The organism is Paucidesulfovibrio gracilis DSM 16080 (assembly GCF_900167125.1).
Taxonomy (GTDB): domain Bacteria; phylum Desulfobacterota; class Desulfovibrionia; order Desulfovibrionales; family Desulfovibrionaceae; genus Paucidesulfovibrio; species Paucidesulfovibrio gracilis.
Window position 1 is genome coordinate 376,717 of record NZ_FUYC01000003.1, and the last position, 19,497, is coordinate 396,213.

Consider the following 19,497-nt stretch of genomic DNA (forward strand, 5'->3'; position numbering starts at 1 on the left):
TGCTTGAAACACGCGACGTGTTCACAAAGCTGTGGAGCCGCGTAGCCGCAACCTAAACATTGATGACCTTGGTGGCAAGCTGAAGACTGGTAACCACATCAAGCATGTTGGTTGTTTCCCCAATCTTCTTTTGTGCCAACAAATCAAAATGGTCCAGGCAGGTGCCGCATACAAGCACCCCGACACCGGCAGCAGCCAGCTCCTGGATTTTTCCTAAGCAGGGATTACCATCACAGGCGAGCTTGACTCCGCCGTTCACAAGGACAAGGCGCCAAAGAGAACTCCCCAATTCCGGCAAGGTGGAAAGAAAGTTCAGCATCAATTTTGACCCCAGTTCATCGTCCCCCACACCAAGGCTACTGCTGGTGATGAACACCACGGTACGAGCAGAAAACGACTGCAACTCCTCATCGGTCATGACCTGACAAACTGGACACTCCTGTTCCACGGAAGTGGCCGCGTCATCCTGTGCAGCCACTCCGACAACAGCCCAGTCGTTGCCGCGGCGTTCGGCACTGATGGTATAGCCCTTACCAGTCAAAAAGCGGGATACATTTTCCCGGGCCGGGTCATTGTCCACCAACACGACGATACGTGCGGGGGCATCGGCTTCAAGGCATCGTTTCGCCTTGAGCACCGGCTGAGGGCAGGGCAGTCCCTGACATTCAAGCAATTTTTCATCCATGACAATTCCTCCACAATGAAAGGACCACAGAGATAAAACCCGGTCAAATCGTTCATCTCAATGCAACATACGACAAGCGATTGTCTGTCTCAATGGCTGAAACCTTGCCTTTCCATGATGTAGTACGTACAAACCGCCAGGGAGAACTAGTCAGCAATGAAGATCAATCCGGCACTGGTAACGACGCCCTTGAGCCTCCTTTTTCGGGTGTGGACACGGCTGATTCGCTATCGAGATAATCAAGAGTGGAAGGCCATCTCCAAGGCGCACAAGGAAGGACGGCCTGTTGTCGTAGCTCTTTGGCACAACGAGTTGGTCGGGGTGGCCGGGTACGGGTATCGGTCCGGCGACAACTATACGGTAATGGTCAGTCAAAGCCGGGATGGGGAAATCATTGCCCGCATGGTAGAGCGGTTGGGCCTCACGGTATGCAGAGGGTCCAGCAGCCGTGGGGGATTGAAAGCCTTACTGCGCATGTCCCGAGAGGTGGAGCGTCATGGACGAATCGGCGTCTTTACAGTGGACGGCCCACGCGGTCCGCGCCATGAAGTGAAGGATGGCGTAGTGTTCATGGGGCAGCGAAGCAACGCACTGGTTTTTCCGGTTCGCGCATTACCCGCAAAGAAAATCGTCTTCAACAAGTCCTGGGACAAATTTGAGATGCCGGTCCCCCTGGCCCGTTGCCGAATCCGCGTGGGTACTCCTTTAGTCATCAGCAGCGAAAAGCTCAAAGACGATGTTTTGGCAAAGGAAAGGGAACGCATCCGTATTGCACTGGAACGACTTGAATAATAACAAAAAAGGCGACCTCCAAGGCCGCCTTTTGATCACTGGCAGACCATCTGGCCCGCTTTCTCAAGGCTAGTCCACTTTTTTCCGGGCAGTCCCTTCCTTGAAAAAAGGCAGCTCCGTTCGTTGAGCTGGCAGGTTGGTGCGTGTCCCCTCGACCAGATATTCCACATCGCTTTCCTTTCCGGCGTCGATCCAGGCAAGGGCAATGCTGTGTCCCAGAGTGGGGGAGTAGGAGCCGCTTGTCACCACGCCCACAACGTCCCCGTTTACATTAAGAAGCTTGTCATTGTGCCGTGCGGCTCGCCGACCTTGAATGCTCAAGGGCACCAAATGTTGACGAACGACCTCAAGGCCGGATTTGCCGATAAATTCCAATTCCTTTTTCAAAAGGAACCCATATCCGGCCTCACGAGGGGTATGCTCTTCGTCCAAATCCTGACCATAGAGCGGATAGCCGCATTCCAGGCGCAAGGTATCACGCGCCCCCAGACCTGCAGGTTGAACCCGACTGTCCGCAGCAAGAGCTTCCCAAAGGGAAAGCGCTTGTTCCGCTGGCAAATACAACTCATACCCCAGTTCCCCGGTATAGCCTGTACGGCTGACGCGAAGAGGCGCTCCATTCCAGCTTGAGGGGGTATGGTTAAAATATTTCAAATGCCGCCAGGACTCTCCCAGTACCTCTTCCAGTACATCCAGGGCCAACGGACCCTGCAGATCGATTTTTGCGGTGTTGGCGGAGATGTTCTGCAGCGGAATTCCCTGGGGAAGATGCCCGGATATCCATTCAAAATCTTTCTCCTCACACGAACCATTGACCACAAGCATGTATTCGTCTTCGGCAAGACAATAAATGATCAAATCATCCAAAACGCCACCGGATTCCTTGAGCAAAAATCCGTACCGGCACTTTCCCTGAGCCAGTGTATTCAAATCCTGGGTCACCAACTGGTTGAGGGCATCCTTGGCACCCTTGCCGGAAAGCAGGAATTCGCCCATATGGCTGATGTCGAAAATGCTGACCTGATTGCGAGTGTGGTTGTGCTCCGCAAGAATACCGGCATACTGGATCGGCATATCAAATCCGGCAAACGGTGCCATTTTGGCACCATGTTCCCGGTGCCAGTCGGAGAGGGGGGTGGTGCGCAGAGTCTCGGGAGTGGACACATTGCCTCCTTGTGAGGGATAAAAGTGAACGTCGGGGGGCGGTGCGGGAAGGAAAACCGCAATCAGCGGATTTCGCCCAAATCTGGGGAGGTCCGCTGTCTCCGTGATTTTCGGATAGCTGCGATCTCGTCCAGCAGGGTTACAACACGTCCGTACAACTTTTTGATTTCCCGTCCATTACGGGTGAGCTCGTCGTCGCGTTTTTGAACATACGTGCGTCGCAGGTACTTGTTGTTCAGCACGCGCTTGCCGATTTCCAAGGCAGAAACAACCGGCCTGTCAAAATACTTGACGATCTCAAACTTCAAATCATTCAGTATCTCGGCAATTTGAGAAAGCATTTCCAAATAACCGATTCGTTGCCCCTTGTACCGCCTCCGGCTCAAGTCTTCAAGCATCTTGATCCGACGCGTCTGCTGAATATAGCTAAACCGTGCCCAAACCTCCTGATGCAGGGCATGGAGCTGCGCAAATGCCTCGAAATTGTCGGGCATCAACAAATAACTATCCAGCACCTGCACCAACTTGGAATAGAAATCTTCGGAATATCCTATGATACGACGTTGATGCTTGCTCAACCAGCTTGAGAGGAACTTGAGCCGTTTTTCATGCGTGTCGGGATCCCGGATAATCTCATTCCGGGCGTAAGTGATGGCTCCCCGGTGCTCGCCGCGCACGATGTCATTGAGTTGCAAAATCATGCTCGACGGCTCCTTAATGATATTAAGGTCCGCAATCACACGCCCCGTCAGCGGGTGGATGATCTCCTGGCCCTGGACGGAAAGCGCCCGGTCTTCTTGGATGTTGTTGGGGTTGAATCGATGCTGTCCGTAAATGACCCGTAAAATGATGACCCGCTTTGCAGCGTCAACGAAAAAACCTTGTTCTCCCAGGCGGTTGATGATTTCCTTCTGATCTTCGGAAACTTGCACAAGAGCGATTTTTTCAACGCGGGGATAACGCCGTGCGCGCTTGGGCGTACACAATGTGGTGATGGTTCTATCCGACTGCCCAAGAACGCGAACCAGAAACCGTTCCCCCATGCGATGGAGTCGCCGCGCAAAAAGCGCAGCCGAAGTACGCCGCTCCGAAACAATGGAAAAACCGTGTAGTTCCATTAAAAACTGGTAAACAAAAGCACGGTTGCACTCATAAAGCGCATTGTCGCCGGTCCGGAATTTGCCGATCTTCAGACCAAAGCGCTTCAACTCGGAGTCCAGGTCCGACGGAAGCGAGGCATAGACACCGGCAAGACAAAATTCTCTGAGGTCATTATGGGCAAGCACATGCGCCCGCTCCAGGCGAAGAAGAAAAGGTAAAAGTCGGTCATAGTCATGGAGTTCACTGGGATCAAGACTTCCGAAGTCCTGATTGAACTCAGCGTGATACCGACGTGGAAGGCGTGTCAATAAGGTCTCAATGTTCCCGGCATGGCGGTTGGCCTCTTCACATTGCGAAAGATCCGTTTGAGCATGAGGCTCGGATGCGGCGTGGCTTGTTTGCAATACATCATATTGAAACACTTCTTCAAAAGAACTCAACGGCCGTTCCAGTGCGACCATACTGAAACCGGGAAGATGCTTATACTCAAAAAGATCGACCTCAAATGAAGGGAGCAACTCCCGTGATTCCACAAGGGGGTAGTCCTCATCCTCCTCATAGGGGCGCAATAGGCATTGCCGAATATGAATTCTATCCAGGCACGCCTTCAACTCCTCAAGAGTTCGAGGCGGAGGCGGGCCGGATGAATCATGGCCGGAAACGGCTGGGTTATCAGGATCTTCACTGAATGCCTTTTCCCACTTGGTCAAGCAACGCCTCCAACAGCGTTTGATGGGTGTTGACAAAAAATATCCATTGTCCTTTTCAGTTATACTTTTCTCATCAAAAAAACAAGCTCGGCCGAACGGAACCTTTGCTCCGGGTGCCGTCGTTCCCGCTGGACAGGCGGCGTCCCGCGTTGACAGGGCGAAACGATTCCATATACTGCAACCGGCATCAGTGAGCAATAAACCAGGAAGAAAAGGGTATCATAATCCATGCGAAAACAGGATCAGTGTCCGCGAGCGCAGATCAACCGAAAGTATTGCAACTGTACGTATGATTGCGAAAAGCACGGGCTGTGCTGCGAGTGCCTGCACTATCACCGTCAGCGCAATGAGCTTCCGGCCTGCTATTTTACGCCGGAGGAAGAAAAAACATACAACCGCAGTATTGATTTTTTTCTTCAAAGACGCGCCAAGACCTCTTCTTCCAAATAAAAAAAGCAATATAGGCAGGGTGCCTTGATACGAAAACTCTCCGCTCTTTTCGGCGGTCAAAGTCTGGCCATGGATCTGGGAACAGCGAACATTCTGCTTGCTGTTCCAGGAAAAGGCATTGTCGCCAATGAACCGTCCGTCATCGCCATCGACAGCTATACTGACAAAGTCATCAGCGTGGGCAGCGAGGCCAAAGCCTTTATCGGCAGAGCCCCCGAACGAATTCAAGTCCTCCGGCCCATACGCAATGGCGTCATCGCCCACTATGACGCCGCCAGACAAATGATCGCTCACTTCGTACGGGAGACAAGCCGCAAGTTGAACATGCGAAAACCGCGGCTGGTCATCTGTGTTCCCATGGGGGTCACGCCCGTTGAAAAACGTGCCGTGATCGAAGCGGGCATGGAAGGTGGAGCCAGGCAAGTGGATCTGATCATTGAGCCATTGGCCGCTGCCATCGGCGCGGGCCTTCCCATTCAGGAACCACTGGGAAGCATGGTTTTAGACATTGGGGGCGGCACATCCGAGGTGGCCGTCATCAGCCTTTCCGCCATAGCCTTCGCCGAGTCGGTCCGCGTTGCAGGGGATGCCATGAACGTAGCGATTCAACGTTATTTTCAAGATAAGCGGCAACTTCTCATCGGCGAAATTATGGCTGACACAGCCAAAATCGAAGTTGGCGCAGCCGTCCCCCAAGAGGAAACCCGGACCATGCTGGTTTATGGGAAAAACCTTGTGGATGGCGCCCCCTCATCCGTAACAGCGGAAGACGCGGACATTCGAGAAGCTATTCGTGAGCCATTGAGCGCGATTGTGGAGGCCGTTAAAAACGCTCTGGAACGCACCTCGCCTTCCCTTTCGGCAGACATTTTCGACAACGGTCTCTTACTGGCCGGCGGCGGCTCCATGCTGGCCGGCCTGGAAGACCTGATCAGTAACCAATGCGGTATCAGCGTAATTCGTGACAATGATCCCCTGACCACTGTGGTTCGCGGTACTGCCAAAGTTCTTGAGGCGGACGGCGCATTGGATCATGTCCTCCTGGATCGCTGACCTGGTTGGACCGGGGGCTTACCCGGTCTTCACAGCCGTGATCAACGCCCACAAAAGAATTGTGTCCACGCTTGACATTTTGAGGAGTACCCCGTGACAAAACTGGATCTCGCCGCACTGCTTCCCCAACTCGTTTCAATCGTACAGGACGCCGGGGAGTTGATTGTCCGCAACAGCACACTTCCAAAGGACATTCGCAAAAAGGGCGGAAACGATCTGGTTACAGAGACGGACGTTGCGGTGGAGGAGCAACTCAAACACCGGCTGATCGAGCTGCTGCCGGAGTCAAAATTCTTGGCCGAGGAGTCTTCTGCACAGAATACCCTGGGTGATCTTACCTGGGTCATTGATCCACTCGATGGGACAACGAATTTTGCCCACGGCCTGCCTTTTGTCGCGACTTCGGTGGCGCTTTGGGGTCAGGGGCGGCCAGTGCTTGGCGTGATCAATCTTCCCTTACTGAGGGAAGTATTCGCAGCCAGTTACGGCGGTGGTGCCTGGTGCAATGGAGAGGCAATCCACGTTTCCACTACGTCGGAACTGTCCCAAGCTCTTGTGGCAACGGGATTTCCCTATGATATCAAAACATACCTTCCAGAAATTCTGAACAATCTTGAAAAATTCCTCCCGCGTACGCGCGGAGTCCGTCGTCCCGGGGCCGCAGCATTGGATCTGGCTTATGTGGCATGTGGCCGGTATGACGGCTTCTGGGAAAGTGCGTTGCATCCTTGGGACACCGCAGCAGGTCTTTTGCTGGTAACGGAAGCGGGCGGACGTGTCAGCCAATACGATGCCCACGAGAAGTATATCCCTGGCGACACCGGCATTCTGGCAACCAATGGTTTACTGCACGAAACCATGAGTGACCTTTTGTGCACTGAGGCTTAAACGGACTCCCAGACTGGAAAAGGAATTCCCTCTTCCCAGAGGTAGACGAGACGGGGGGTAAGCAATTCGCGAAATTCCCGCACAAGATATTGAATTTCTTCGGCACTGTAAAAATACCCTTCGCCGACTTCCTGGGGATTTGGCTCCACTTGTTCGTTGACCCGCTCCAAAGCGTACAATGAAGTAAATTCAAATCCGGTCCCGGGTGTGGCCGCAAGATGCCGAACAAACTTGAGCCGGTCGGCCCTGATGTTCAACTCATGCTCCAGTTTGCGTTCTGCCGTGTCCACTGTTCCTTCAAAGGGTCGAACATGTCCACACGTTGATATGTCCCAGCGTCCCGGAAAAACATTTTTTTTGTGGCTTCGTTTTTGTAAGTACAGTTTGCCGTCCTGACGGAAGACCAACACCACAACGCTCCGATGGGGCAGCAGTTGTCGATGGATTTCGGAAACACGCATAACCATGAGCGACCGGTTGCCCCGGTCCATGACTTCCGCCAATCCGTGTTGACCTCGTAACGAGTCATAATCAGAGGATTGCATAGAGTCCTGAACGTTTCTATTGTTGCTACGCGTTCCACCGCCCTTGTAGAAGGTAAGCTCGGCGAGCGCGTTGGAGGATTGCTTCATGAACACCAACACAAACCCACTGAAGCCGACAGAGTTACGCGTCTTTGATATCCCAGCATTGATGCGCCTTGAACGTCGGTGTTTTGAATACCATTGGAACGAAAGCCAATACAAGCTCGGACTGGAGCGAGGGGCTTTCCGGATATACGGGATCAAAACCGATGGACGGCTCGTGGCATATTTAGCTTTTTCACTGATTGCCGGGGAAATGGAAATACTCAACCTGGCGGTGCATCCTGATTTCCGCAGGCAAGGATTGGCCAAAATCCTGTTGCGGAAACTCTTTTCCTTTTGCGCAGCCCGACAAACAGAAGCTGGATTTTTGGACGTCAAACGGTCCAATGCCCCGGCCATAGCCTTATACCAACAATTTGGATTCGAGCAATACGGAGTCAGAAAGCGATATTATCCCGATACGAAGGAAGATGCGCTTCTTTTCAGATGTTCCTTTTTGGGGCATACTACCCCCGCCTAAAAATGATTGCGTTTGCCGATTGGAGGGAAAAATACCATTATGAAATGCATCGATACTATGGAGCTTGAGGGAAAAACCGTTTTGGTCCGCGTTGATTTCAACGTTCCTCTCAACGAAGGGCAAATTACGGACGACAATCGAATTCGCGCGGCTTTGCCCACTTTGCGCCATATTTTGGATCAAGGAGCCGCACTCGTTATTTGTGCTCATTTGGGAAAACCCAAAGGAAAAGTCGTACCGGAACTGAGTCTGGCTCCTGTGGCGGCTCATTTGGGCGCATTGCTGGAAAGAAAAGTGAGACTTGCTCCCGACTGCATCGGCGAAGCTACCGAAAAATTGGTACGGAATCTTGCAGCGGGCGAGGTGCTGATGTTGGAAAACCTGCGATTTCACCCGGAAGAGCAGGGGAAAAAGCCGGAGGATCGGGGGGATTTCGGCAAACAGCTTGCGGCCCTTTGTGATGTGTTCATCAATGATGCCTTTGGGGTTGCGCATCGAGCCAATGCTTCAGTGGTGGATATCCCAGCCAACGCGGCGGAATGCGGTGCCGGTTTTTTGATGAAAAAAGAATGGGATTACCTGCAGATGGCGGTTGCCTCCCCGAAGCGTCCCTATGTGGCTGTCTCCGGCGGAGCCAAGGTTTCGTCAAAGCTCGGCATTCTCAACAGCCTGATTCATAAAGTGGACCATCTCGTCATTGGCGGGGCTATGGCCAATACTTTTCTGCTTGCCCAGGGACACAGTGTCGGCAATTCGCTTGCCGAGCGGGATATGCTCGACCAAGCGCGAGAAATTCTGCAACTGGCTTCCACATCCGGCGTTGAGATACATTTGCCAGTGGATGTCGTTTACGCTCAAGACGTGCAGGACACCGAGGCCGCAGGCACATGTGCCGTGGATAGCGTTCCCGAACAAGCCGTTATCCTTGACGCCGGCCCACAAACCATACAAAACTATTGCGCTGTCCTGCGTGAAGCTCGTACCGTAGTCTGGAACGGTCCCATGGGACTTTTCGAACGCCCGGCCTTCGCTCAAGGCTCTCTCGAATTGTGTCGATGCATGGCCGACTTGAAAGACGCACAGACCATCGTTGGCGGCGGCGACACGGATGCTGTCGTTCATTTGGCCGGGCTGCAGGATCGTTTCAGCTTTATTTCCACTGGCGGGGGAGCATTTTTGGAATTTATGGAAGGCAAGGAACTCCCCGGTTTTAAGGCGCTCAAGGAGTGTTCCGCATGAAGCAGCTCATGGCAGCCAACTGGAAGATGTACAAAACCTGGAACCAGGCCCGGGATACCGCTTCGGAACTGGCCCAAAACATCCGTGGCCAATTGCCGGAAAACAGGGAAGTGTTGATCTTCCCTCCCTTTACTGCGCTTAAGGGAGTGGCCGAGGCTCTACAAAATGAGCCTGGCATGGCCGCCGGTGCACAAAACATGTACCCCGCCGCGGAAGGAGCGTTCACTGGAGAAATTTCTCCGGATATGCTCCTCGACGTAGGGGCGAGTTGGGTGCTCACAGGCCATTCCGAACGTCGGCATGTTCTGGGAGAGGACAACGCTTTCGTGGGACGTAAGACAGCCTTTGCCCTTAACAACAATCTGAACGTCATCCTGTGCATTGGTGAGCTTATTGAGGAGCGCCGCGCGGATCGCGTCGAAGAAGTGTTGTCTGAACAACTTGAGGCTGGACTGGCCGAAATTCCCGTGGGGTTGACTTCGGATTCATTGGTCATAGCCTATGAACCCGTCTGGGCCATCGGCACCGGAGAAGTCGCCGGACCAGATGAAATCGCAACCACACACACATTTGTCAGAAAAAAAATCGAAGAGCTTTTGCCGTCAATAGCAAGTGAAATCAGTATCTTGTACGGCGGAAGTGTGAAACCTGACAATATTTCCGCAATAATGACGCTTGACAACGTGGACGGCGTCTTGGTAGGAGGCGCGAGCTTGACGGCTGAAAGCTTCAGCAAAATTGTTCTCGCTTGAATTGTATCCAGAGAACAGTAAAGGATCGAGGAAGTTACGTGGAAACTTTGGTCTTGACCATTCACATTTTGGCCTGTATTTTCCTGGTCGTCGTGGTGCTGCTCCAATCCGGCCATGAAGGCATGGGAGCCATCTTCGGCGGTAGCAGTCAAACAATGTTCGGTGCCGGTGGTGCCGGTGGGCTGCTTGGAAGAGTTACTGCTGGCCTTGCGGCGATTTTCCTTGTAACGTCCCTGACGTACAATATCTTGACCAAGGAAAGTACGGACTCCATCATGGACAGTGTTGCTGTTGAGCAACCTGCTCAGGCTCAACCTGAAGCTCCGGCTCCTGTTGAAATTCCGGCTGAACAAGCCGACTAAAAAGATTTATTGCCCTCATATCATATATGTGCCGAGGTGGTGGAATTGGTAGACACGCTATCTTGAGGGGGTAGTGACCGAAAGGTCGTGGGGGTTCGAGTCCCCCCCTCGGCACCATAAAAAGCGGGTCATGACGATTGTCATGACCCGCTTTTTATGGTGCGGTCCTTCTTAATTCACCGGCCCAAGAAGAGCGGCGCCGCCATGGAGCCGTTCCCGTTCAAAATCATCTACGACAAGATTCTCAATCAAAAACTGTATACTCAGAGAGATACGATTTTACGATATTTTTCCTAGACAAATTCAAGTAGAATGTTCAACGCTCCCATCTCCATTGCATCCATCACTAGCTGTTCGGAACAACAGAAGATTATTGGGTTGGTTTTATGTGGTCTGAAACACGGCAAGAAAAGTCTGTCGATTGATGCGGCGTTCACCACCTACATCTGATATTGATATTTTACCGTCACAACCAGCCGAAACGTGCGGTGACCAAGAAGGGCAGGCCGTTCCACAACACCACTTGCCGCCTGAATGGCCGAGCGGGCCGCATTATCCAGACGTGCATCTCCCGAAGAACGCACCAAGCGGATGTCACGGAACACATCATCTGCGGTAATGGTAAATACATATTGCACATTCCCTATCAGGCCCGCCACACGCTGTCCGTTGGAAAAAAATTTTCGTTCTTCAATGGCCCGACGCACTTGGGACAAATACCACTTTTCGGCTTGGACCTGTCGGTCCAACCGAGCATCGCCAGATGCGTCCATTGCTTCTTCCACCATACGCCCCAAGGTGATGCCCTGGTTCCGAACAGCACGGGCGTCCATGGAACCATCCTCGAAAAATGTAATCTTTTCTGGCGAGTTCCGTGGTTCGGCAAAAAGGATATCCAACTGAAGAACAAAAAAATGAATACTAAAAGAGATGATGAGGCAAGCAATAACTCGATGTTGTACCATGGGATCAGGAATCCGCCTCGGGTGATGAGAGGGAGCGTGTGGCAATGACCAAATTCTGGAAGCCATGTTTGCGCACCAGATCAACAAGATCCAGAAATGGTTGGACCTGGGAATGTGGATCGGCCTTGAGCACTATCTGCCCAGGACGTGCGGATTGCGGCAATGCTGCAGCATGGTCCAGGGCATACCGAATATCCAGCAAAGTTGCTTCAGCTCCGTCCATGAGTAAGGATCCATCAGCCCGTAATACAATTTCCAAGCATCGGCCGGATATGGATTGGGAGGTTTCTGCCTTTGGCAGCTCCATGTCCATACCTTTGAGCGTAAAGACGGCGGAGACGACAAAAAAAATCAATAAAATAAAGACAACATCCAAAAGCGGCGTTATGTCTGGTCCGGTGGTATGACCCGTCTTGTTCCGAAAACGAATCACAAAGCATCGTCCTCGTGAAACGCCTCCAGCAAATACGCCGCACCAACCTGCATGGCATGCGCCACTTTTTCTTGTTGGCGAAGAAACCAACGATGCGCCAGGAGGGTTGGTATGGCTATGGCCAAGCCAGTTGCCGTGGTCAACAGAGCCTGCCAGATACCACCAGCCAACAATGAAATATCGACATCGCTTGAAGCGGCAAGCGTAGAGAAAGCGGATATCATGCCGATAACCGTACCGAGCAATCCCATTAACGGAGCAACATTGGAGAGTGTGGACAGCAAATCCAGTCCACGATTCAACCGAAACAGTATTTCCTCGCCCGCGGCTTGGGCCGTGGCCTCACGCTGCGACTTGGAGCACTCCTCAAAAAGCAACGCCTCAAAAAAAGGGACAAACGCAGGATACCGATCCGCAATGTCACTCGGCAACTGAGCCGCCTTGGAGTCCTGGATATCGTCCCGTAAGGCCGAAAGCACCCTCAAGGCGGGAAAGCGAGTGGTAGAGATCACAACAAAGCGCTCAAGAATAACCCCCAAGGCCACTACGGAAACGACAAGCAGGGGCCACATCATTAGACCGCCTTGCTGAACAATATTCATGCGTATTTTTCCTCAAGTTTTTCCAATGCACCGAGCTTCATGTCTTTCCCAATGGCAACTAAAAAGGATTCCTCGGCAAAAGGAACACCGAGATCGGACAATTCATATCGACCCGAAACGAATTGAACCACCCGCGCGTTGATAGCATCACGAACCATAACGATCCCTTTAAGGCGGAAAACATTGGCTGACCCCATTTCTTCCAGAAGCTTCAACAATTCCGACTCGTTCAGAGGAGCAGAAAAAGTGAAGCGCCTGGAAAAAAATCCCTCCATGCCGTGGTCATGATGGTGCTGAGGTGGTTTGTTGGCTGCTGCTGCGGGCCAAAGCGTTTTTTCCAACGGATCATCGTCATACAAAAGCCCCGGATTGATTACTCCGTGAGAAACGTGAACGAGTACGGCTCGGGGGTTTATCTTTTGCAAAATGCCGGCAAGCTCCCGTTGATCCGCTTCGGAAGCCAAATCACATTTGTTGAGGAGCAGAACATCCGCAGCCTTGACCTGATCACGCCCCACATCACTGGCGGCCAGGATATGCCTAGCGTTGACGGCATCCACCAGCGTGGTGATGGAATCCAGGCGGACCAACGGACGAAGTGTTTCCAGTTCATTTAATATATTGAAAGGATTAGCTAGTCCGGTACTTTCAAGCACGATGATTTTGGGATGAAACTGTTCCTTGAGCTGTGCAACACCTTTTGAAAGATTTCCAGCCAAGGTGCAACAAACGCATCCTTCATCCATTTCAATGATGGAATCATCTCCCTCCAGCAATTTCCCATCCACACCGGTCTGCCCAACTTCATTTTGAATGATGGCCACAAGTTCGTCACGAGCGGCATGGTATTCCAGCAACTGATTCAGAAAGGTCGTTTTCCCTGAACCGAGAAATCCGCTCAATACGATGAGTCGCGGACGAGAATCAAACGCATGTGCGTATTGGGGGCAACGTTGGAGCCGCTGTGCGTCATGCACATCCCACAACAGCGCCGTATTGAACGGGGAGGGCATGTGTCGGCGATCAGAAAAAGTCCAAAAAAAATCCTGAAACTGGGAAACGGTCGCTGTGGAGGTGACACGATCCGTTCCCCAGCTCAGGATATCCGTAAAAAATAGAGAGGTTGAGGCAGAAGAAAAGGATTGTCCGTCTTGTCGAACCATCCGGGCTGTGCCGGGCCGCTGCCGCCTCTCCAAGAATCGAGGAGGCTCTCCTAAACTATGGGACACAGAAGCAGCCAGGATAAGATATAAATCCAAAGCGAGCTGATGGGCCGGAATATCCTCTTCGGCCTCCCCAGGAGAGAGAATCCATTGACCATCTTGAGTCCGCATCCCGTCCTGGGCCACCGTAATAATCCGTTCCGGAGCTTCCAGAACCAAAGATAGCGTTGTTTCCAAATGATCCAGCGCCAGACACACCCGACCAATATGAAACGGAGCGGCCCATGGTAGAACCGCTGAAAAATTACGGACACGGTGTCGGTACTCTTCCTGCATCACGGAATGATTGGCAGCGAGCGACATGCATTCCAGGAGTTTTTCATCTGGATCGGGAAAATAAAAAATATCGAATGATGCCGAATGGTCCTGACAGGAAGCCTCGTGTGTTTTGGCGCACAGTCCAAACACACCCGGCCGAGTTTGCAACTTCAGCGTCCGGGCCATGGGTCCACGGGGACAGACAGCCATTCCCTTCCATCCGCTCAAACGCTTGAACGCATCATCTCGGCATGCCGCGAGTAGGCAATTCATCAACATTTCATGCATATCAACAAATTGGCCGACTTGACGCTGAGGAGGGAGAAGGGCGGAGAGCTGCATGCCGTGTCCTTGTGGAGCGCGTCCGACCGACGTTTGCCGGTCGGACGCATGGGGTAGGGTGACGGTTGTTAGACGCCGAAAGTGATCTTATCGCCGTTGCCGAGGTAATCCTTCGAAGCGGAGCGGAATCGGGCTGTTCCGCGAACCACTGGATATCCAGCCTCAATGAATTTTTTGGCCGTCAGGTGACCGGTACAATGGTTGCAACCAATGCGTTCAAAATCCCACTCACCCAGAGAGATAACCAAGTCGTCATATTTGGGATCCCAATCCTCGAAGGGTGAGATGTGCAGTCCACCATAGATTCCGTAAAATCTATCCTGGTCGTATTTCAGGTTGGCATAGGCAAAATCGGCAAACTTGAGCACGCCCTGATGGCAACACCCCGAAACCAGCACCAGTCCCTTATCCTTGATATTAAAGGCCAGAGAGGTTTCACCAAAGACCCGGTTGATGATGGGGACGTTGAACTTCAACAAAGCCACACCCGGAGCGATTTCGGTCACGGGCTGGTTGACGATAACAGGTTCCCCTTTATACCCGGAATCCTTGATATACTGTAACCCCTCCTTATAAAATCCATCATGGACATACAGCGGGATGCGGTTGTCATACTTCATGGTCACGGGCAGTCCCCAGAAGTGATCCCAGTGCTCGTGAGAGATGAACAGGGCTTCGATCTGCTGGTCGCGGAGCATCTGGTCCACACCCTCGCGTTTGAAGCAATCATTCATCCAGGAATAAGACCACCCGGTATCCAGCAGGTATTTGTGCATGGAACCGTCGAGCGCCTCAACTTCGATGAGGCAGGAATACCCGCCGGGGTTTTCCGGGTGCAAAGCAAGCTTTTTCTGAATATCCCAGGCTTTTTCAATGTCATGAGGGATCAGATCTTTGATTGTGGAGATGCCGTCCTCATATGACCCCATAGCCGACCCCTTGCCGTTGGCAAAAGGTGCCCAGTTCAGGGTGTATTGGTTCACCAACAGCCCACCAGCCTCATGGATGTCCCCGATCAGGTGGGCATTGTTGAACCAGCTGGTTTCCGAGATGTTGGTGATGCGAATGCTACGGCAGGCTCCAAAATCATGTTGCTTGCGCTGCACTTCCGGCAGACGGTCGTACGACCACGGGGTATAGGAATACATGCCCATTCCGGCAAACGCCCCGACCAAAGCACCGGTGGCGGCGCCTTTCACGAAGTCGCGTCGACTCAGGTTCTTTTTTTCGTTGCTCATTTTTTAGCTCCTTATTCCCCTGCTTAGTCGATGATAGTGAAGTTCGCGCCGATCCAAGGCAGAACGTTGATCACGGCAAAATACGCGAGAGCGCCTATGGCCAATCCGATCAAAAGTCCCTTGGCGATGCCAGGAGTCCACTTCACGTCATGGGCGACAATTTCTTCATGAACTTCATTCAACTCTTCCGGAGATTTGGATTCAGCCTTCCACCCCGGCCAACCATCCATGAACCAATAGTTGATCAGGAAGATATTGATGAGCCAAATCATTGGAATCATGGGGAACTGCTGGGGATGCGAGAAGCCCTTTTGTGTCCCCAGGAAGAGGTGGGATGTCTTGTAGTAGATGACGTAAACCAGGACGGCTCCTGCCGCAGTGATCAACGTCCGCAAAAAGACGTTCACCGGACGACTGAACTTCGTGGGCCAATTGTTGCAGTAGAAGCTCAGGTACAACGTGGGTACAAGCCAAAAAATGGCCATTTCCCCGACATGCAACCAACGCCAATCCGGTGCCATAAGGCGGCGGGTTCCACGAATAGTTTCGCCCCAAACAAGATCTTGCGCATAATACAGGAAGAAGCACAGGGCCACGGCAATGCCGATGATACCGAAGAACGATGCCGTGCGGCGCAAGGCATTATTTTTTATTAAGTTAAAGGGGTATCGTTCCCAAATGGTCTCATACAACCAAACAATCACGGTGCAGCACATAATCCAGGCGATATGGAAGTTGCCGGACACGGTGTTGGCAAAGTCTTCCCAATAGGGAGGACAAATAGCTGTGAATTTCTGCCAAGGGTAGAACAAGATGGCCATATGGGAGTGCATGGTCAGGAAGAAGACTATCATGCTGAAAAAGAAGGTCACCAACACAATGGTGATACCTCTTGCAGGTTGGGTCAATTTCTGCCAGGGCGCATTTTCGCAGGCCACCACCCAGCTGGGGGACAGCCAGGAAGCAATGGCCGCAAACATCATAATCGCCTCGGCCGCATATTCAATGGAATAGAAATCCGTAATACCCATGGCCATAAGACGGTCTGGATCAAAATAGGCAATACCGAAGTTGCCAAGAATCTCGACAAAAAAGCCCTTGATGAGCAGAACCATGGCCGCGACACTTACCAAAGTGAGCACAGCCCCTTTAACCAAGGGGTGGGTCTTGTTCAACCAGGAACGTCGGAACGGCCAGAAGTCAAAGATATATGCGACCCAGATGAACAAAATCAAAAGCCAGCGGCAGACCATGTAGCCCACATAGGGGGTATACATACGCATAAGACCCCGTGGGTCTTGAAAAATCCACCAAGTAGCATAAAAAAAAGCCAAAATGAGGACGGTGTTGACCAATGCCGGAATAGGTCCACTCCAGCGTTTGACCAACTTCCTGCTCTCAAGATAGCTGAAGTCGTGACTGTCCATTTCAAACTCCTTCGCGAACGGGGAGGGAGGGTGATCAATCCTCGGTCTCCAAACGCTCTCTCTTCATGGGTGATGACGTCGGTTCCGGGTCGGGAACCAGCTCCTCCAATCGCCCGGGCGAAACAGTCGCCGGATCAATACCCAAAGCCATGGCGCGCAAAAACCGTTGCTCTTCCGTAAGGCGAACCGATTTGGAAGTCTGGGCAACGGAGTGGGGCTGCGTCGCTCCGGAGTCGTCAGAATCTCCGAGGTTGGGGACGATGCGGCGAAAAAATTCTCTACGATTCATGGTCTATTCCTGCCGATTACAACACATCTTCCGGAAGGATCAGTTTGGAATAGAGCCGGATGCATTCACCAGCAGCTTTGAACGCCTCTTCACTTTTACCGCTGCGTAGCGCATTGAACAGCTCAACGTGATAAGCAAAGAGGGAGTCGGTTTGCACTTCCGCCAGGCCGATTCCGGTAAACTCCAAATTGTCCGCGGCAGCCAACAGCTCATTGAAGAGCAAAATTAAATAGTCATTTTGTGTCGAACTGGCGAGAAGCAGGAAAAAAGAGATGTACTCCCTATTAAACGAGCGGACTTCAAAATTGAATACAGCTTCTCCCAATCGGGCCGTTGCTTTTTCAAGGCCGGCAACCGCTTCCGGCGAAAGTGTACCTGACTGCTCTCGGACCAGAGCCGGAACAAGCAATGAAAGCGTCTGCAGTAACTGGCGTATGGCTTGTTGCGATTTTCTGTTTCGTAGCTGCTCCCAGCTGATGCGACCCTCTTTGCTCTTCAAATAGCAGCCGCTTTTTTCACGAATTTCCACATATCCCATGGTTTCGAGATTGCAGAGCACTTCTCGGATAGTATTTCGGCTGGTAACAAACATTTCGGCCAAACGTCGCTCTCCGGGAATACGGTCTCCAATGGAAAACCTGTTTCCTTGAAGCATTTCGATCATCCGCTGACATAGTATGGGGCGTTGTGCTGTAGCCATTTTGGTCCAACCAGTTGTTTGCTATTTTTCACATTTTGTTTCCTGGCTGCCATCTTTCAGAAACAAAATGCGTAAGGCAAGGTTTTTTGCACGTTCCTTCTCAAAACTGGACCAACCAGATTTAAAAAAAGCGTGCAAGAAAAAGAAAAGGAAAAGAAATGAGCACCTGAAATTGTTAACTAAAGAATGGAACATAAAAATTGGCCAGGTCCATGATGAAAAATGAAGCCATGATCGTAAAAAAGAGTACGTCTACCGAAATGTGTCTGTCTGGTTGGACCAAACAATAGCGGCAGGGAACATTTCAAAATGCTCATGGCCGGCGGAGCAACCCCACCGACCATGAGCACCAAAATACCAAACGGTATCTGACAATTAATAAGGGAAAGAGAAGCGGAAAAGCCTCACCCAGGGAGGATCACGAAAGACAGCGTTCGAGATGATCCAAAAAATCAGGATACAACTCCTGCATCGGAGCCGGGGCGTCAGGATCATAATTGCCTGCTCCCCGGGAACAAAAAATCAAAACTTTGGTCAAGACTCCATCATCAAAAAAGGGCTGAGCATAGTAGGAATGAATTCCCCTGGGGATGAACAAAGCCCAGTCAATCGCTTTGATGCTTTTCGATGTCTCCATGACCACGTGGTTGCTCAAGTTGAAACGAACTATATTTTCGGCAATCGATCCTTCGTAAAGATGGCTCCGATTTTCAGGAACACTTTCGAACGGCTCACCAGCACCTGTGACCAGTACTTGATTCTGCGCTATGAAAATTCTGGAAAGCATAATGGCGTCAGTAGGGGATTCCGGGGGCAGGGCCGCAAGCATGGCCTCAAGAAGTTGCTTCACGGTGCGACATTTTTTCATCGCCGCACGAACTTCACGCACTGAAACAGATTCATTGCCCCGAACAGGGATACCCTTGCATGCCTGGCAACTATTCAGGTGCGACAAGGTGACCCACAGCACGTTTTCATCATCTCTGGCTATGCCCTCGATATGTGCGGAACACTGATGATGTCTCCCCATGGCGTCACTGACCTTGATTTCCCCACACCATGCGTCGGAAAAGATAAGGCCTTCGTAAATTTCGAACAATCTGTTCTTGGGATTGTTCTGAAGCAGCATATCCAAATCGAGGGAGGTGATTTGCTGCGATGAATAGCCCAACAACTGAAGCGCTGCTTGATTGGCACGAAATACGCGGCGATCCGAAAAACGCACCAGAAGGACCGGATCAGGTACCAAGTCTATTTTTTCGGACAATCCGGGACGACCTTCGGTGGAAAGAATCGTGTTCACATGGGCGGTAATATCCAACAGCAACCCAACGGAACAAGAGGGATTTTCCGGGTCCGGCATGGCAATGATCTTGAACCAGCCCATACTGCCGTTTTCCAACCGCATGCGGAAGGTGCAAGCCGTGGCATGGCGGTTCCGGACCTGATTATAGCAATGGTGAAAGCGTTGACGATCCTCCTTCGGAATGCGCTCCTCGGCCTGCACCGGATTTTGCAACACGGCTCTGGCGTATTCACCTAAAGACGGAATCGTATAATTATTCAAGAAGGTTATTTCGTTTCCGACAATATCAATTCGCCAAACAACGGCGGGAAGCGCTTCAATATAGGCGGCAAGACAATGCTCCTTCCCTGAAAGCACGGTCGATGACATATCCACTCTAAAATTCTTTGCCATTTACGGTCGGTCCTCAAT

At 51.8% G+C, this 19,497-nt stretch carries 21 protein-coding genes and 1 tRNA gene; 9 read left to right on the plus strand and 13 right to left on the minus strand.

From position 1 onward, the window contains the following. Nucleotides 1-52: 52 nt before the first annotated feature. Nucleotides 53-685 (minus strand): sulfurtransferase-like selenium metabolism protein YedF, encoded by a 633-nt coding sequence (gene yedF / locus B5D49_RS06080; protein ID WP_078716766.1) that lies wholly within the window; start codon nt 683-685, stop codon nt 53-55. A 156-nt stretch (nt 686-841) separates the two neighbouring features. Between yedF and B5D49_RS06085 the strand changes: the two genes are divergently transcribed. Continuing rightward, a complete protein-coding gene (locus B5D49_RS06085) occupies nt 842-1,477 on the plus strand; it encodes a lysophospholipid acyltransferase family protein (RefSeq protein ID WP_078716767.1) in 636 nt (211 codons plus the stop codon). A 69-nt stretch (nt 1,478-1,546) separates the two neighbouring features. Here the strand turns inward: B5D49_RS06085 and gcvT are convergent, their stop codons facing one another. Together gcvT and B5D49_RS06095 are read right to left on the minus strand one after the other, a co-directional pair. Further along, nucleotides 1,547-2,641, minus strand: a complete 1,095-nt coding sequence (gcvT, locus tag B5D49_RS06090) for a glycine cleavage system aminomethyltransferase GcvT (protein WP_078716768.1) — start codon at nt 2,639-2,641, stop codon at nt 1,547-1,549. 62 nt (nt 2,642-2,703) lie between these two features. Further along, nucleotides 2,704-4,452: a hypothetical protein gene (locus B5D49_RS06095; RefSeq protein ID WP_078716769.1), complete on the minus strand. Its 1,749-nt coding sequence runs from the start codon at nt 4,450-4,452 to the stop codon at nt 2,704-2,706. 228 nt (nt 4,453-4,680) lie between these two features. Between B5D49_RS06095 and B5D49_RS15025 the strand changes: the two genes are divergently transcribed. From B5D49_RS15025 to B5D49_RS06110, 3 genes are all read left to right on the plus strand, one after another. Next, nucleotides 4,681-4,902, plus strand: coding sequence for a DUF6485 family protein (locus B5D49_RS15025; protein ID WP_078716770.1), 222 nt, complete (start codon nt 4,681-4,683; stop codon nt 4,900-4,902). A 24-nt stretch (nt 4,903-4,926) separates the two neighbouring features. Then, nucleotides 4,927-5,955, plus strand: coding sequence for a rod shape-determining protein (gene mreB, locus B5D49_RS06105; RefSeq protein WP_234990637.1), 1,029 nt, complete (start codon nt 4,927-4,929; stop codon nt 5,953-5,955). 93 nt (nt 5,956-6,048) lie between these two features. Next, complete coding sequence (locus tag B5D49_RS06110; RefSeq protein ID WP_078716771.1) at nt 6,049-6,843, plus strand: inositol monophosphatase family protein; 795 nt, start codon at nt 6,049-6,051, stop codon at nt 6,841-6,843. Here B5D49_RS06110 and B5D49_RS06115 read toward each other — a convergent pair. Next, complete coding sequence (locus B5D49_RS06115) at nt 6,840-7,388, minus strand: NUDIX hydrolase (RefSeq protein ID WP_078716772.1); 549 nt, start codon at nt 7,386-7,388, stop codon at nt 6,840-6,842. The genes B5D49_RS06110 and B5D49_RS06115 overlap by 4 nt on opposite strands. Before the next feature lie 85 nt (nt 7,389-7,473). Between B5D49_RS06115 and rimI the strand changes: the two genes are divergently transcribed. From rimI to B5D49_RS06140, 5 genes are all read left to right on the plus strand, one after another. Continuing rightward, nucleotides 7,474-7,950: a ribosomal protein S18-alanine N-acetyltransferase gene (gene rimI, locus B5D49_RS06120; RefSeq protein ID WP_078716773.1), complete on the plus strand. Its 477-nt coding sequence runs from the start codon at nt 7,474-7,476 to the stop codon at nt 7,948-7,950. A 39-nt stretch (nt 7,951-7,989) separates the two neighbouring features. Beyond that, nucleotides 7,990-9,189, plus strand: coding sequence for a phosphoglycerate kinase (locus B5D49_RS06125; protein ID WP_078716774.1), 1,200 nt, complete (start codon nt 7,990-7,992; stop codon nt 9,187-9,189). After that, nucleotides 9,186-9,941, plus strand: a complete 756-nt coding sequence (gene tpiA / locus B5D49_RS06130) for a triose-phosphate isomerase (protein WP_078716775.1) — start codon at nt 9,186-9,188, stop codon at nt 9,939-9,941. Before B5D49_RS06125 ends, tpiA begins: the two co-directional genes overlap by 4 nt. Nucleotides 9,942-9,979: 38 nt before the next feature. Beyond that, a complete protein-coding gene (secG, locus tag B5D49_RS06135; protein ID WP_078716776.1) occupies nt 9,980-10,303 on the plus strand; it encodes a preprotein translocase subunit SecG in 324 nt (107 codons plus the stop codon). 30 nt (nt 10,304-10,333) lie between these two features. Next, nucleotides 10,334-10,420: transfer RNA gene (locus B5D49_RS06140), tRNA-Leu, on the plus strand. 323 nt (nt 10,421-10,743) lie between these two features. Here B5D49_RS06140 and B5D49_RS06145 read toward each other — a convergent pair. The 9 genes from B5D49_RS06145 to B5D49_RS06185 form a co-directional block, all read right to left on the minus strand. Then, nucleotides 10,744-11,268 carry a TonB family protein gene (locus B5D49_RS06145; protein WP_159447149.1) on the minus strand — a complete coding sequence of 175 codons (525 nt, stop codon included), beginning with the start codon at nt 11,266-11,268 and terminating at the stop codon, nt 10,744-10,746. Nucleotides 11,269-11,272: 4 nt separating this feature from the next. Next, nucleotides 11,273-11,701, minus strand: coding sequence for an ExbD/TolR family protein (locus tag B5D49_RS06150; protein WP_078716778.1), 429 nt, complete (start codon nt 11,699-11,701; stop codon nt 11,273-11,275). After that, entirely contained in the window at nt 11,698-12,303 is a 606-nt protein-coding gene (locus B5D49_RS06155; RefSeq protein WP_078716779.1) for a MotA/TolQ/ExbB proton channel family protein, read from the minus strand. The genes B5D49_RS06150 and B5D49_RS06155 overlap by 4 nt, the downstream gene beginning before the upstream one ends. Further along, entirely contained in the window at nt 12,300-14,126 is a 1,827-nt protein-coding gene (locus tag B5D49_RS06160; RefSeq protein ID WP_078716780.1) for a CobW family GTP-binding protein, read from the minus strand. Before B5D49_RS06160 ends, B5D49_RS06155 begins: the two co-directional genes overlap by 4 nt. Before the next feature lie 68 nt (nt 14,127-14,194). Then, the gene (locus tag B5D49_RS06165; RefSeq protein WP_078716781.1) at nt 14,195-15,364 is read right to left on the minus strand and encodes an MBL fold metallo-hydrolase; all 1,170 of its coding nucleotides are present in this window, start codon (nt 15,362-15,364) and stop codon (nt 14,195-14,197) included. Nucleotides 15,365-15,387: 23 nt separating this feature from the next. Continuing rightward, nucleotides 15,388-16,791 (minus strand): hypothetical protein, encoded by a 1,404-nt coding sequence (locus B5D49_RS06170; RefSeq protein ID WP_078716782.1) that lies wholly within the window; start codon nt 16,789-16,791, stop codon nt 15,388-15,390. A gap of 34 nt (nt 16,792-16,825) precedes the next feature. Then, nucleotides 16,826-17,080 carry a hypothetical protein gene (locus B5D49_RS06175; protein WP_078716783.1) on the minus strand — a complete coding sequence of 85 codons (255 nt, stop codon included), beginning with the start codon at nt 17,078-17,080 and terminating at the stop codon, nt 16,826-16,828. Nucleotides 17,081-17,096: 16 nt separating this feature from the next. Then, the gene (locus B5D49_RS06180; protein WP_078716784.1) at nt 17,097-17,780 is read right to left on the minus strand and encodes a FadR/GntR family transcriptional regulator; all 684 of its coding nucleotides are present in this window, start codon (nt 17,778-17,780) and stop codon (nt 17,097-17,099) included. Between the two features lie 418 nt (nt 17,781-18,198). Next, the gene (locus tag B5D49_RS06185) at nt 18,199-19,479 is read right to left on the minus strand and encodes a PAS domain-containing protein (RefSeq protein ID WP_078716785.1); all 1,281 of its coding nucleotides are present in this window, start codon (nt 19,477-19,479) and stop codon (nt 18,199-18,201) included. Nucleotides 19,480-19,497 lie beyond the last annotated feature (18 nt).

Excerpts from the sequence above, each read along its gene's own strand:
- B5D49_RS06085 (WP_078716767.1), top strand. The coding sequence starts at position 842 with ATGAAGATCAATCCGGCACTGGTAACGACGCCCTTGAGCCTCCTTTTT.
- B5D49_RS06180 (WP_078716784.1), bottom strand. The coding sequence starts at position 17,780 with ATGGCTACAGCACAACGCCCCATACTATGTCAGCGGATGATCGAAATG.
- B5D49_RS06125 (WP_078716774.1), top strand. The coding sequence starts at position 7,990 with ATGAAATGCATCGATACTATGGAGCTTGAGGGAAAAACCGTTTTGGTC.
- B5D49_RS06145 (WP_159447149.1), bottom strand. The coding sequence starts at position 11,268 with ATGGTACAACATCGAGTTATTGCTTGCCTCATCATCTCTTTTAGTATT.
- rimI (WP_078716773.1), top strand. The coding sequence starts at position 7,474 with ATGAACACCAACACAAACCCACTGAAGCCGACAGAGTTACGCGTCTTT.
- B5D49_RS06170 (WP_078716782.1), bottom strand. The coding sequence starts at position 16,791 with ATGGACAGTCACGACTTCAGCTATCTTGAGAGCAGGAAGTTGGTCAAA.
- tpiA (WP_078716775.1), top strand. The coding sequence starts at position 9,186 with ATGAAGCAGCTCATGGCAGCCAACTGGAAGATGTACAAAACCTGGAAC.
- B5D49_RS06155 (WP_078716779.1), bottom strand. The coding sequence starts at position 12,303 with ATGAATATTGTTCAGCAAGGCGGTCTAATGATGTGGCCCCTGCTTGTC.
- B5D49_RS06160 (WP_078716780.1), bottom strand. The coding sequence starts at position 14,126 with ATGCAGCTCTCCGCCCTTCTCCCTCCTCAGCGTCAAGTCGGCCAATTT.
- B5D49_RS06185 (WP_078716785.1), bottom strand. The coding sequence starts at position 19,479 with ATGGCAAAGAATTTTAGAGTGGATATGTCATCGACCGTGCTTTCAGGG.
- B5D49_RS06165 (WP_078716781.1), bottom strand. The coding sequence starts at position 15,364 with ATGAGCAACGAAAAAAAGAACCTGAGTCGACGCGACTTCGTGAAAGGC.
- B5D49_RS06115 (WP_078716772.1), bottom strand. The coding sequence starts at position 7,388 with ATGCAATCCTCTGATTATGACTCGTTACGAGGTCAACACGGATTGGCG.
- B5D49_RS06175 (WP_078716783.1), bottom strand. The coding sequence starts at position 17,080 with ATGAATCGTAGAGAATTTTTTCGCCGCATCGTCCCCAACCTCGGAGAT.
- yedF (WP_078716766.1), bottom strand. The coding sequence starts at position 685 with ATGGATGAAAAATTGCTTGAATGTCAGGGACTGCCCTGCCCTCAGCCG.
- B5D49_RS15025 (WP_078716770.1), top strand. The coding sequence starts at position 4,681 with ATGCGAAAACAGGATCAGTGTCCGCGAGCGCAGATCAACCGAAAGTAT.